Source organism: Tenacibaculum ovolyticum DSM 18103 (assembly GCF_000430545.1).
GTDB classification, from domain to species: domain Bacteria; phylum Bacteroidota; class Bacteroidia; order Flavobacteriales; family Flavobacteriaceae; genus Polaribacter; species Polaribacter ovolyticus.
In genome coordinates this window covers 325582-339592 of record NZ_KE387163.1, presented here as the reverse complement: position 1 = coordinate 339592, position 14011 = coordinate 325582, and the positions used below count along the sequence as shown (strand labels likewise).

The window sequence follows — 14011 nt, the reverse complement described above, 5'->3', positions numbered from 1 at the left end:
GACGTAAGAGTATTATAATATATATTATTATTATCAGAATAAACTTTTAAGAGAAGCCTATCAATTAGTTGATAGGCTTCCTTATTTTTAATAAGTAAATAGTTATAATGAAAGACGGAAAAAATAGAACTAATATAAAAATAGGAGGGAGCGTTGATGTGGTGCAAAAAAATCACCAAAGAACGGGAGAATTAACCTCAGGAATTGTGAGTAGAATATTGACAAACTCAGCACAACACCCTCATGGAATTAAAGTTCAATTAGAATCAGGCATTGTAGGGAGAGTAAAAAATGTATTAGAAGAATAAGTTTAATCTTTTCTCATTTGTTAATGAAGTATATAATAAAAGCTCATTCTTTATAGAATGAGCTTTCATTATTAAACCTTGTGTTGTTTTAGTTTTTTTATACCATCTATTAAAAACCAACTTGCAAATAATAATCTAACAAGTAAGAATATATATTTATTATCTGTTTTAAAATTGAATAGGACTCTATATTCTTCTTGATTATTAAAAAAAACAGAAATAGTTCCCACTAAAATAAAAAAACCGATAATTATATATACATAAGGCATTACTTTTTTCATTAATGAACAGGGATTTTTATAGTATAAGTTTTTCTACTTTTATTATTAAGCCTTGTTTCTCGTAACCAAGGATTTACTAATTTTAAATCTTTATAAGTAATACCGCAATTTTTAGCAAAGTTTGCAATATTAGTAATAGTTGTATCTACTTTAACTTCATAGGTATGAGGAAATGTATATAAATCTTCTTGATCATAAACAAAACCATATTTTTTTGGATTTGATAATACTTCTTTTAATGCCAAAATTCTAAAAATGTATCTACCTGTTTCAGCATTTAAAAGTAAATCGTAATAACTATTGGCTTGTTGTTGTCTCATACGCTGAGATATTCTACCATTACCCGCATTATAAGCAGCAGCAGCTAAAGTCCAAGAACCTAATTTTCTTTTAGCTCTTTTTAAATATTCTGCCGCAACTCTTGTTGATTTTTCTAAATTATAACGTTCATCAACATTTTTATTAACCTCTAAACCATACTCACGACCAGTGGCAGGCATAAAGTGCCAATAGCCAGCAGCTCCTTTTGATGATGGAATATTAATTAAACCACTTTCAGCAACGCATAAGTATTTAAAATCATCAGGTAAACCATATTTTTCTAATAATGGTTCAATAATAGGGAAAAACTTATTAGCGCGTTTAATGAGTAATAAACCGTTAGATTGCCAGTAAGTATTTACTAATAGCTCACGATCCATACGCTCTTTAATATCAGCTTTATTTAAGGGCACAGGTTCACCTGCTAGTTCCATCTTATCAGGTGTTTTAACAGCTCTAATCTCATAACTCTCAGCGACATTTTTTATTTCAGGTTCATTAGATTTACTTATTGTATTTGTAAATAAAACCGTTACAAAAACAATAGCTATAAATGATAGTAAACGTATATATTTTTTCATTTTTTTAAATTTTTCTTTTCAATTAACAAGTTAATAAATTAAAACATTCCTTTTCTATAATTTTTGAAATACTTTTAGCTTTATTTAAAATCATGATATGGGTTCCATTCTCAATTTCAATATAATTTTCAATATGTTTTGCAGGAAAAACTTCATCATCATTTCCGTGTATATGAGTTATGTTTTGTATTGGTTTTTCCTGTTGCCAGTGTAATACATTATAAATAGCCCACTGTAAATACTTTTTGTCTCTTATTGATAAGTATATTTTGTATAATTCGGCTCTTTTCTTTAAATAATCATTAAAAAAATAATGTTCATAGCTTTCAATATTAGCTATTATTTTTGAAGGGAAAAGCTTATAAACTCCTGTTATTTGAGCTAATTTTAAGCGTTTAGGTAGTTCTTTATTACTTTTTATACTTGAGATTATAATTAGTTTTTTATAAGAAATTAGTTTACTCATTTCTTGTACCATAATACCTCCAAAAGAAACACCTACGAGTATAATATTTGTATGTTGAATGTTATTACACATTCTCTGTGCATATTCTTGTATGCTTTCATTTATAGAGTTAGGTAATAACCATTCTAAAAAATGAAGCTCAAAATGATCTTCAGACAAAGAAATATACTCAAATATTTTTGAATTGGCAGCTAAACCAGGGACAAAATACACATGAGTTTTTTGCATTATTCTATAATTTTTTTATTTAACAAAATACTTTCAATGTATTCATGAATATTAATTAACTCATCAGGAATGTCTCTCCACAAACGAATTTTAATTTGCTTGTCATTATAAGTTATAAAAGTATTTGCTAACCCTACAATACTTGGGTCATCATATTCATCTTTAAAGTTTTCAAAACCTTTTGGGCTAAACATGGTATTTAACTTTTCAAATTCTTTATCAGAAAGTTTAAATTCATGCTTACCTTCTTTAAGTACGTATTTTATACCGTTATAAATTACGTTTCCTTGTTTATCTATAGAGAGTTCATATACTGCACAATCACCAGAACAAGGTGTTTTCTTTATATTTATAAGCGTATTTTCTTCTTTTTTTATTAAATCACTAGCAGTCTTCTTATTATTGATGTTAACTAGTTTAAATGCGTTTTCTTTTTGTAATTTTTCTAACCAAAAAGCTCTTTTTCCTTCCGGTACAGTTATAATTCCAATCTTTGATGTGTTTTTATTGTACACCATTTTTTGAAAAGATAAACCACTATTTTTAATTAAAGATTTAGCACTTTCAATATTTTTAGGGTTTCTAAAAATAACAATAAGTTCATTTTCTACTATTTTGGGTTTATCAATTGTTTTTTTGATTGTAACTTCTTTTTCTATATTTTTGATAGGTTTTACTTCTGTTTCCTTTTTAGGAACACTACAAGCTAATGATAACAGAAAAGATAATAGTAATAAATATCTCATAATTTTATTTTTAGTAATTTAATAACTACTCACAATTTAAGCAATAACTTGGTTTTTAACAAAGTTAAAACGAACTAAACCATCTTCATCAATTTCAGTTAAAGTAACAGTATGTAATGTGTTTACTAATTCAGGATTCCAAGGAGTTTTTACTTTTACATAATTTTGAGTAAATCCATGTATATAACCTTCTTTATTCTCACTCTCAAAAAGTACAGTTAACGTATTTCCTATTTGAGTTTCATAAAAAGCTCTACGCTTTTTAACAGATAATCCTCGTAACATTTTACTACGCTTTGCACGCGTTTTTTTAGGAACTGTACCATCCATTTCAACAGCTTCAGTATTTGGTCTTTCAGAATAGGTAAATACATGTAGGTACGAAATATCCATTTCGTTTAAATAATTGTAAGTCTCTAAAAACAATTCATCTGTTTCACCAGGAAAACCAACAATAACATCAACACCAATACAAGCATTTGGCATTACTTCTTTTATTCTAGAAACTCTATTAGTATAGGTTTTCGTTAAATAACGACGCTTCATTCTTTTTAATAAATCATCACTACCTGATTGTAATGGGATATGAAAATGAGGAACAAAAGTTTTAGAGTTTGAAACAAAATCAATTGTTTCATCTTTTAATAAATTTGGTTCAATAGATGAGATACGCAAACGATTAATTCCGTTAACTTTATCTAATTCTTTTACGAGTTCTAAAAAAGTATGCTCGTGTTTTTTATTACCAAATTCTCCTTTACCATAATCACCAATATTAACACCAGTTAAAACGATTTCTTTAATTCCTTTTTCTGAAATTTCTTTGGCATTTTTTAAAACATTCTCTAAGGTATCAGATCTAGAAATACCACGGGCAAGTGGAATAGTACAATAAGTACATTTATAATCACAGCCATCCTGTACTTTTAAGAAAGCACGTGTACGATCTCCAATAGAGTAAGCACCTATATAAGAATCGGCTTCCTCAATTTCACAAGAATGTACCTCACCAATATCATTTTTTGTTAAGTCATTAATATAACTAGTAACGTTAAATTTTTCGGTAGCTCCTAAAACTAAATCAACCCCATTAACATTAGCTAACTCTTCAGGCTTTAATTGCGCATAGCAACCAACACCAATTATAAAAGCATCATCATTTTGTTTTAAAGCAGATTTTACAATCGATTTAAAACGTTTATCAGCATTATCTGTAACAGAACATGTATTAATTACATATACATCTGCTTTTTCATCAAACTCAACACGATCAAACCCTTCGTTTACAAAGCTTCTAGCAATTGTAGAGGTTTCAGAAAAATTTAATTTACATCCTAGCGTATAAAAAGCTACTTTTTTATCTGCATTCATTCTTTTAATATCCTTAATAAAAAGCAAAAGCCTTGTGTAAGTCTTTATTTTTTTAGAAGTTCGTATAGTATATTTTTATAAACCTGCTTTATACAGCATTTATTAACTGCAAAATTACAATTTTATTCATGATTTTTGAAACTGAAAGACTACTGATTAGAAAACTTACTATGTTTGATTTAGACAGCTTTTTTAAATTAGAAAGTAACCCGTTAGTTTTAAAATATGCAACAGGAGATGTAAAAACAATTATTGCATGTGAAAAAGAATTAAAAGATTTAATAGCTAGGTATAAAAAGAGATTAAATGATTTTTTTATTTATGCAGTAGAAAGAAAGGTTGACACTGTTTTTATAGGAACAGTAGCTTTAGTAAAAGATAATATTGATGATGAAATAGGGTATCGATTTATTGAAGATTATTGGGGTAATGGTTATGCAACTGAAATATGTAAGGGATTAATAACCTATTGTAGATCTGTTGGAATGAAAAAAATTGTAGCTTATGTAGTAGATGCTAATATTGCTTCTGCTAAAGTCTTAAAAAGATTTAATTTTGTAGAAGTCAAAAAGTTTATAAGTGAAGATATAGGATTACCTGAAACAAAATATGAATTAGTTTTATGATAGAAGAAGTATGTATAATATCAATGTCAAATTTGTAAGGGTAGAAGGTAAATTTGGATTAAAAAACAGTAATAAATGTACGCAGCAATTTCAAAAATATTAAATAAGTTTTTAAAACAACATGTTATTTTTAAGTACGGATTTAATATATCACCAATGTACCGTCGATCTACAGGTAAAATTATTGAAGTATCTGATGATTTACTTGATGTGAAAGTTAAAATTCCAATTAGTTATAAAAATAAAAACTATGTAGGTTCTATATTTGGAGGAAGTTTATTTTCAGCTACCGATCCTATATTTATGATTCAATTAATGAATATTTTAGGAAATGATTATGTAGTTTGGGATAAAAGTGCAAGTATTAAGTTTAAAAGACCTGCAAAAGAAAATTCATATGTTGATTTTATTTTCACTGAAGATGAAATTGAACAAGTAAAAGAACGAGTAGTTCGTGAAAAAGAAATAGATCTAATAAAAAATATTAAGATAACAAATAAAGATACTTCAACTGTTTATGCAGAAGTTTCTAAAACGATATACATTGCAGATAAAATACACTACAAAAACAAACGTAAAAAGAAGTAACTTATTTAGTGGGATACTTTTTATTTTAATAATAATATCTTGTTCAAAAGAAAAGAGTCCGTTTTCTAATTCACAAGTTTTTCGTTATAATGAACATTCAAATATAACATCACTAGATCCTGCATTTGCAAAAGATCAGCGTAATATTTGGGCAGTAAATCAATTATTTAATGGGCTAGTACAGTTAAATGATAGTTTACATATAAAGCCAGATATAGCAAAAAGTTGGGCGATTTCTGAAGATGGCAAGACCTATGAATTTATACTTAGAAATGATGTGAAATTTCATAAGCATTCATTATTTGGAAAAGACTCAACAAGAATAGTTAACGCAAGAGATTTTGATTTTTCATTTAATAGATTATTAGATAAAAAGGTTGCTTCTCCTGGAGGTTGGGTATTACAAAATGTAGCTAGTTTTAAAGCAAAAAATGACTCTACTTTTATCATAAACTTAAAGCAAGCTTTTCCACCTTTCTTAGGTTTACTGGCAATGAAATATTGTTCAGTAGTTCCTAAAGAAGCAGTAACGTATTTTGGTAATAATTTTAGAGCAAATCCTATTGGTACAGGTCCCTTTAAGTATAAATTATGGGTTGAAAATACCAAATTAGTTTTACGTAAAAACCCATTATATTATGAAAAAGATATAAACGGAATACAATTGCCATATTTAGAAGCTGTTGCTGTTACTTTCTTACCTGATAAACAAAGTGAGTTTTTACAGTTTATTCAAGGTAATATCGATTTTATGAAAAGTTTAGATGCTTCTTATAAAGATGATATTTTAAATACTGATGGGACATTAAAGGAAAAGCATAAAAGTAAAATTAGAATGCAAACGGGAGCTTATTTAAATACAGAGTATTTAGGTATTTATATGGATGTAGAAGCTAAATACCCAACAAAATCAAAATTAATACGACAAGCTATAAATTATGGATTTGACCGTGTAAAAATGATTAAATTCTTACGTAATGGAATAGGAACACCAGCTGTAAGTGGATTTATCCCTAAAGGATTACCGTCATTTAATAATCAAAAAGGATATACATATAAGCCAAAAAAAGCTGCTGCTCTAGTTTTACAATATGTAAAAGAAACTGGAGATGAAAACCCTGAAATTACTATAACTACAAATGGAAATTATTTAGATTTATGTGAATTTATTCAACGTGAATTACAAAATATTGGATTAAAAACAAAAGTAGATGTGATTCCTCCTTCTACTTTACGACAAGGGAAGGCGAGTGGTAAATTACCTGTTTTTAGAGCGAGCTGGATTGCAGATTATCCAGATGCTGAAAATTATGTTTCATTATTTTATAGTAAGAATTTTACACCTAATGGGCCAAATTATACTCATTTTAAAAATGAGAAATTTGATGATTTATATGAAGCGTCAATTAAAGAAGTTGATGTAAGTAAGCGTTATAAGTTGTATCAAAAAATGGATAGTATCATAATTGAAGAAGCTCCTATAGTACCATTATATTATGATGAAGTAATTCGCTTTAGTCAAAAAAACATAAAAGGTTTAGGTATTAATCCTATTGATTTATTGAATTTGAAACGAGTATATAAAGATTAAAGAACTAATTTTATCTGATAGTAATTTTTCTTCTCTATTTAGTATTATAAATACCAGTAATGTTAAATGAATAATTTTTTGATTGAAATTGTTTCATGAAACTTGTTGTTTTGCTAAAAATCCCATCGCATTAATCATAAATGTGTTTCCTCTTATTTAAATGTTACTAAATCAGTTTTGTTTATCTAGTTTAAAAAAGTACTAAATCTCAGAATTTCATCATAATGAATATACACAAAATGTGATTTCTTAGTATAATCTACAATTTGTTGGTGACATTTAATTCCTTTTATTTTGAGACACTTATTTTATTGATGGCAAGATTTAGAAGTTTTTTATTCTTGTAATTCGTAATATTTAACACTGATAAATGAAAGGATAAAGGAGTCCTTTTTTAAAAAGTAATTTCCCTCAGTATTTTAAAATAGTATAGATACAAAACCTTATATGTTTTAAATATTTAAAGGTCAATGTATTATTCAATAGATACTAAATATTATGAAAAGGAATAAGATATTTAGGTTCGTTATTACCTTGATAACGATATGTATATGTTTTTTTTAATAAAATTCATGAATTTTAGGGTGTATATTAAGAAGAAATCCAATTGATTGTTTAACAGAACGTTAATATTGTTAAATGAAAAAGTTAATACAAAGTTAACTTATTATTAATCATTAATAACCCTTCAATTAAAATGAAAAAAAAACAATTAAAAAAAGCATTTATTTTATTATTACTAGTTTTCTTCAAGTTAACAGCAGTGAATGCCGAAATGGAACGAGATAATCTTAATTATCCAAACAATATTAATAGAGAATCACAAACAATAAATTGTGAATGGGGTTCTGATTTTTTAACACCTACAGTAGATTTTAAAAATTTAGATAGTTCATCATTAGGAGCAAGAATTTTCAGTCAAGAAATACCTAATCCAGTAAGCTATATGCAACGTCGTTGTTTAGAAGTAGCTCAGATTTTATATAGAAAATCATCAGAAGCTCCAAAGTTTAGAAAGTTAACATTTGAATTAAGAGCTAAAAACTCAAATGGAGAGAGTTTTGTAGCTTATAAATGGGGAAATGATGGTGTAGATATTGGAATAGCGGTAAGTACAGAACATTTAGCAAAAATTTATAGAGATTCAGGAAACAACGCACAGGTAATTAAAGATGAGATAGATGGTATTTTATATCATGAAGTAACACATGGTTATAACAATTCGCCATCAGGGGCAGGTTCATATGATGGACAATCAGAATTTTGGGCGTATACAGAAGGTATTGCAGATGCAGTAAGAATTCATGCTGGATATCACCAAACACGAAATCCAGATATTAGTGGACGAAAATGGTTAGGAGGTTATACAACAACTGGTTTTTTCTTCCATTATGTATCCCAAAAAAATGATAAGAATTTTGTATATAAGTTGAATAAATCAGCCAAAACTATCAATCCATGGTCATTTGATAAAGCGTTTGTATCTATAACAGGAAAGAGTGTCCAGACTGTTTGGAATGAATATGCTAGTTTTGTAAATGGAAATGGTGATTTAGATTATGACGGAAATTATCCATGGGTGTTAGATTGTTCTGATGATAATGGAGGAGGAGACTTACCAGTAGCGTCTTTTTCAGTAGATAAAAGAACTGTTAAAGAAAATGAACGTGTTTCATTTAGAAGTACTTCAACAAGAGCAAGTCAGTATTCATGGAGCTTTGATGGTGGATCACCTTCAAATAGTACAGAAGCTAATCCTGTAGTTACTTATAGTAGAGCAGGAGTTTACGATGTTAGTTTAAATGTTTCTAATTCAGAAGGATCTGATACAGAGGTTAAAAATATATACATTACTGTAACAGGTGCTACAGTTCCACCTCCAGGAGGTTCAGATGATTTAACACAACCAGGAGGAGATATTTCAGATTCTAATAATGACAGCCCAACCAACGAAGGAATAGCTAATTTAATAGATGACAATACAGGTACAAAGTATTTAACATTTAGTGCAAGTACAACAGTAAATTACAATTTTTCTAAAGGTTATGTAATTTCTGGGTACAGTTTAACATCAGCAAATGATGCAGCAGAAAGAGATCCAGCAAGTTGGATTTTAGAAGGTTCAAATGATGGATCAAATTGGATAGCGATAGATACAAAAAGTAATAACAGTTTTTCTGGTAGAGAAGAAAAAAAGTCTTTTACAGTTAGTGGAACTTCAGGGTATTCAAAAATCAGATTTAGATTTACAAATACTTCAGGAGGTGTTTTTCAATTAGCCGAATTAGAAGTATTTGGAAAAGAAGGAGGAACGACACCACCATCTGGAGATTCAGATGACCTAACAGAACCAGGAGGTAATGTTTCAGACTCTAATAATGATAGTCCGTCAAATGAAGGAGTAGCTAATTTAGTAGATGATAATACAGAAACAAAGTATTTAACGTTTAATGCAAGTACAACAGTAAATTACAATTTTTCTAAAGGTTATGTGATTTCTGGGTACAGTTTAACATCTGCAAATGATGCAGCAGAAAGAGATCCAGCAAGTTGGATTTTAGAAGGTTCAAATGATGGATCAAATTGGGTAGCGATAGATACAAAAAGTAATAATAGTTTTTCTAGTAGGAAAGAAAAAAAATCTTTTAAAGTTAGTGGAACTTTAGGATATTCAAAAATCAGATTTAGATTTAAAAATACTTCAGGAGGTATTTTTCAATTAGCAGAGTTGGAAGTGTTTGGGAAAGAAGGAGGAACTACCCCACCATCTGGAGACTCAGATGATTTAACAGAACCAAGAGGAAATATCTTAGACTCTAATAATGATAGTCCAACAAATGAAGGAGTAGCTAATTTAGTAGATAATAATACAGGTACAAAATATTTAACATTTAGTGCAAGTACCACAGTAAACTATAACTTTGTTAAAGGTTATGTAATTTCTGGATACAGTTTAACATCAGCGAATGATGCAGCGGAAAGAGATCCTGCGAGTTGGGTTTTAGAAGGATCAAATGATGGATCAAATTGGACAGCTTTAGATAGAAGAAATAATAATAGTTTTTCTGGGAGAAAAGAGAAAAAGGTGTTTACATTTAATAATACTACCTCTTTTTCAAGAATAAGGTTTACATTTAATAATACTTCAGGAAATCTTTTTCAATTAGGGGAATTAGAAGTATTTGGAGAAGGGGGAGGAACGCCACCACCACCACCTGGAGGTTGTGAATGGGGTTCTGATTTTTTAACTCCTACAGTAGATTTTAAAAACTTAGATAGTTCATCATTAGGAGCAAGGATTTTCAGTCAAGAAATACCTAATCCAGTAAGTTATATGCAACGTCGTTGCTTAGAAGTAGCTCAGATTTTATATAGAAAGTCATCAGAGGCTCCAAAGTTTAGAAAGTTAACATTTGAGTTAAGAGCAAAAGACCTAAGTGGAAATAGTTTTGTAGCTTATAAATGGGGAAATAACGGTGTAGATATTGGAATAGCGGTGAGTACAGAACATTTAGCAAAAATTTATAGAGATTCAGGAAACAATGCACAGGTAATTAAAGACGAGATAGATGGTATTTTATATCATGAGGTAACACACGGATATAATAATTCACCATCAGGAGTAGGAGAATATGATGGTCAATCAGAGTTTTGGGCCTATACAGAAGGTATTGCAGATGCGGTTAGAATTCATGCAGGATACCATCAGACAAGAAATCCAGATTTAAATGGAAGAAAATGGTTAGGAGGTTACACTACAACAGGTTTTTTCTTTCATTATGTATCCCAAAAAATTGATAAAAACTTTGTGTATAAGTTGAATAAATCAGCCAAAACTATCAATCCATGGTCATTTGATAAAGCATTTAGATCTATTACAGGGAAGAGTGTTCAGGCAGTTTGGAATGAGTATGCTAGTTTTGTAAATGGAAATGGTGATTTAGATTATGATGGTAATTATCCTTGGTCATTAGATTGTTCTGAGAATGAAGTAGCAGTTAATAAAATGAATGTTGATGAATTCATAAAAGTAAAAGATAATGTAAGGTTTTATCCTAACCCGATAGAAGGAGAAATTAATATTATTTATAATAAAGAGAAAGTAACGACGGTTAATATTCGTTCATTACAAGGAAATGTTGTTTTTTCAAAAGAAAGGATAAGTTTTTCTAAAGGACAAGTAGTTAATATGCAATTAAATTTACCTTCAGGAATTTATTTATTAGAGATTGATGGTAATATCGAAAAACTTATTGTAAAAAGTTCTAGGTAATAGCTAGTAGTATACAAATAGTTTTTTTCCCAGAAACTTCTAAAAGTTTCTGGGATTTTTTATATAAATCAGTTTTAAAAAACTAAAAATTTAATTTAATACTGGTTTTAGAAAAAACGATTTCTATGAAAAATCAAGAAGAAAGAGTGAAAGTATTAATGTTTAAATAAGTAAACTAATATAACGAAAAGAAATACATCTTATAAAAATATAATTGATTAATAATGTAAAGTAACTTTAAAAAGAGTAGTGTAGGTTATTAATTGAAAAATTCTTTTGACTTTTCCCAATGTACATCCATTTCACCTAAAGTCATGTCAGAGAGTTCTTTGCCTTCTTTTTTTGCAGTTTCTTCTAAGTATTGAAAGCGATTAATAAACTTTTTATTCGTTTTCTCTAAAGCATTTTCAGGGTTTACTTTAATAAAACGGGCATAGTTAATCAAAGAGAATAATACATCACCAAACTCTTTTTCGGTATTTTCTATGTTACCAGCTTTTATTTCTTCGTTAAGTTCAGATATTTCTTCTTGTACTTTTTCCCAAACTTGTTGCGGTTCTTCCCAGTCAAAACCAATACCAGCAACTTTTTCTTGTATTCTACTAGCTTTAACTAAAGCAGGTAAGCTTTTAGGAACTCCTTCTAAAACAGATTTTTTTCCTTCTTTTAGTTTTAGTTTTTCCCAATTTTGTTTTACTTCTTCTTCATTTTCAACAACTACATCACCGTAAATATGTGGATGACGGTGAATTAATTTATCTGAAATTGAATTTGCAACATCAGCAATGTCAAAAGATTTTTTTTCGCTACCTATTTTAGCATAAAAGACGATGTGTAACAACACATCGCCTAATTCTTTTTTTATTTCTTCTAAATCGTTTTCTAGAATTGCATCTCCTAGTTCGTAAGTTTCTTCAATTGTTAAATGACGTAGACTTTTTAAAGTTTGTTTTTTATCCCATGGACATTTCTCACGAAGTTCATCCATAATATCTAATAAACGGCTAAAAGCATCTAATTGTTGCTTACGAGTATTCATAATTTATTCTTCTTCTTCAGTTGCTGCTACCTCTACTAAAGAGCCAAAGTCAAAATCAGAATTAGCTAAAGTATTATACCATTGAATAATTTTTTTAATGTTTGATGCGTATACACGTTCTTCATCAAATCCAGGTAAAACTTCACCAAAGTAAGATGTTAATTTTTTAGCGCTTTCTTTATGAGAAATCGTTTCTTTACCATCTTCTTTATCTGCTATGTTCTTTAATACTTTTGCTAAAGGAACTTCTTCTTCATAAGTATAGATTGCTATATTTTCTAATAAACTAACGTTATGAGTAGCTGTTATAGGAAAACGTTTACCATCAATAATTGATTTTACAATTACACCAGTTTTTGTTTGTGATAAAATTTCAAATAAACCTGGTTTTCCTGTTACAGATATAATTTTGTTAAATTCCATATGTTTTAATGTCTTTATATTTTATTTTTTCTTTGCATTAGGAAAGCGCATTCTATAATCAGCATTTACTTTCCCTTTAGAAATATTTTCTAGTTTTTTCTTAATTAATCTTTTCTTTAAAGAAGATAATTTATCAGTAAATAATATACCTTCAATATGATCATACTCATGTTGAAAAACTCTTGCTGTTAAACCACTTAAAACTTCTGTATGTTTTTCGAAGTTTTCATCCTGATATTCAATCGTAATTTTTTCTTGACGAAAAACATCTTCATTAACAGATGGAATACTTAAACAACCTTCGTTAAAAGCCCATTCTTCACCTTCTTCTTTAATAATTTTTGCATTAATAAACACACGATTAAAGTTTTCGAAAGTTTTTCGATCTTCCTCTGATAAACTTTCATCATCTGCAAAAGGAGAAGCATCAATTAAAAACAAACGGATATCTTTTCCAATTTGTGGAGCTGCTAATCCTAAACCATTAGCGTTATACATGGTTTCCTTCATGTTAGCAATTAATTTTTCTAACTCAGGATATTCTTTATCGATTTCTTTTCCTACTTTACGTAATACGGGATCTCCGTAAGCAACAATGGGTAAAATCATGTTATTTTAATTTTTTTAAGAATGCGAAAATACAAAGAATGGTTTGTCTATAAAATTATTTATTGTACAAATATGATTGTAAAATGATTGTAGCGCTTATTTCATCAACTAAAGCTTTATTTTGACGTTGTTTTTTATTTAACCCACTATCTATCATTGTTTGAAAAGCCATTTTAGAGGTAAAACGTTCATCTTCTCGTTTTATTGGAATATTAGGGATAGCTTTTTCTAATTTTTGTAAAAAAGGTGTAATTAGCGCCTCGCTTTCACTATCTGTATTGTCCATCTGCTTAGGTTTTCCTAAAATGAACAATTCTACATTTTCTTTTTTAATATACTCCTTTAAAAAAGAAACTAATTCTTTTGTATTGACTGTTGTTAAACCCGAAGCAATAATTTGTAATTCATCTGTAACAGCAATTCCTGTTCTTTTTTTTCCGAAATCTATGGCTAAAACTCTTCCCAAATTTGTTTTAATTTTTTACAAAAATAATAGTTAAGTTTCTATAAAATAGCCAATTTTTAAATTAGTTAAGATGTATGCTAATTATTTAAGTTTT

14 protein-coding genes are annotated in these 14011 nt (G+C 28.6%); 5 read left to right on the top strand and 9 right to left on the bottom strand.

Translation table 11 applies throughout. From position 1 onward, the window contains the following. Positions 1-107: 107 nt before the first annotated feature. Positions 108-308, top strand: coding sequence for a YwbE family protein (locus tag H518_RS0111500; RefSeq protein ID WP_028889192.1), 201 nt, complete (start codon positions 108-110; stop codon positions 306-308). Positions 309-379: 71 nt separating this feature from the next. On the opposite strand, the gene H518_RS0111495 is transcribed toward H518_RS0111500, so the two are convergent. The 5 genes from H518_RS0111495 to mtaB are packed head-to-tail and all read right to left on the bottom strand — an operon-like array spanning position 380 to position 4302. Continuing rightward, entirely contained in the window at positions 380-589 is a 210-nt protein-coding gene (locus tag H518_RS0111495) for a hypothetical protein (protein ID WP_028889191.1), read from the bottom strand. Then, positions 589-1491 (bottom strand): lytic transglycosylase domain-containing protein, encoded by a 903-nt coding sequence (locus H518_RS0111490; protein ID WP_028889190.1) that lies wholly within the window; start codon positions 1489-1491, stop codon positions 589-591. Before H518_RS0111490 ends, H518_RS0111495 begins: the two co-directional genes overlap by 1 nt. Before the next feature lie 22 nt (positions 1492-1513). Beyond that, positions 1514-2185, bottom strand: a complete 672-nt coding sequence (locus tag H518_RS0111485; RefSeq protein ID WP_028889189.1) for an alpha/beta hydrolase family protein — start codon at positions 2183-2185, stop codon at positions 1514-1516. Further along, positions 2185-2931, bottom strand: a complete 747-nt coding sequence (locus H518_RS0111480) for a DUF6438 domain-containing protein (protein ID WP_028889188.1) — start codon at positions 2929-2931, stop codon at positions 2185-2187. Before H518_RS0111480 ends, H518_RS0111485 begins: the two co-directional genes overlap by 1 nt. A 36-nt stretch (positions 2932-2967) precedes the next feature. Next, entirely contained in the window at positions 2968-4302 is a 1335-nt protein-coding gene (mtaB, locus tag H518_RS0111475; protein ID WP_028889187.1) for a tRNA (N(6)-L-threonylcarbamoyladenosine(37)-C(2))-methylthiotransferase MtaB, read from the bottom strand. A 128-nt stretch (positions 4303-4430) separates the two neighbouring features. Here mtaB and H518_RS19740 point away from each other — a divergent pair, with 128 nt between their 5' ends. From H518_RS19740 to H518_RS0111455, 4 genes are all read left to right on the top strand, one after another. Then, positions 4431-4928 carry a GNAT family N-acetyltransferase gene (locus tag H518_RS19740; RefSeq protein WP_064968141.1) on the top strand — a complete coding sequence of 166 codons (498 nt, stop codon included), beginning with the start codon at positions 4431-4433 and terminating at the stop codon, positions 4926-4928. A 75-nt stretch (positions 4929-5003) separates the two neighbouring features. Next, entirely contained in the window at positions 5004-5516 is a 513-nt protein-coding gene (locus H518_RS0111465; RefSeq protein WP_028889186.1) for a DUF4442 domain-containing protein, read from the top strand. After that, the gene (locus H518_RS0111460) at positions 5446-7107 is read left to right on the top strand and encodes an ABC transporter substrate-binding protein (protein WP_051263750.1); all 1662 of its coding nucleotides are present in this window, start codon (positions 5446-5448) and stop codon (positions 7105-7107) included. Before H518_RS0111465 ends, H518_RS0111460 begins: the two co-directional genes overlap by 71 nt. 697 nt (positions 7108-7804) lie before the next feature. After that, positions 7805-11380 (top strand): basic secretory protein-like protein, encoded by a 3576-nt coding sequence (locus tag H518_RS0111455; RefSeq protein ID WP_028889184.1) that lies wholly within the window; start codon positions 7805-7807, stop codon positions 11378-11380. Between the two features lie 259 nt (positions 11381-11639). Here the strand turns inward: H518_RS0111455 and mazG are convergent, their stop codons facing one another. Genes mazG through ruvX form a run of 4 tightly spaced genes read right to left on the bottom strand, consistent with a single transcriptional unit; the run spans position 11640 to position 13917 of the window. Next, positions 11640-12419, bottom strand: coding sequence for a nucleoside triphosphate pyrophosphohydrolase (gene mazG, locus H518_RS0111450; RefSeq protein WP_028889183.1), 780 nt, complete (start codon positions 12417-12419; stop codon positions 11640-11642). A gap of 3 nt (positions 12420-12422) precedes the next feature. Continuing rightward, complete coding sequence (locus tag H518_RS0111445; protein WP_028889182.1) at positions 12423-12842, bottom strand: DUF5606 family protein; 420 nt, start codon at positions 12840-12842, stop codon at positions 12423-12425. 21 nt (positions 12843-12863) lie between these two features. Next, the gene (gene def / locus H518_RS0111440) at positions 12864-13451 is read right to left on the bottom strand and encodes a peptide deformylase (protein ID WP_028889181.1); all 588 of its coding nucleotides are present in this window, start codon (positions 13449-13451) and stop codon (positions 12864-12866) included. A gap of 55 nt (positions 13452-13506) precedes the next feature. Beyond that, on the bottom strand, positions 13507-13917 hold the full coding sequence (ruvX, locus tag H518_RS0111435) for a Holliday junction resolvase RuvX (protein ID WP_028889180.1): 411 nt from the start codon (positions 13915-13917) through the stop codon (positions 13507-13509). Positions 13918-14011: the final 94 nt, after the last annotated feature.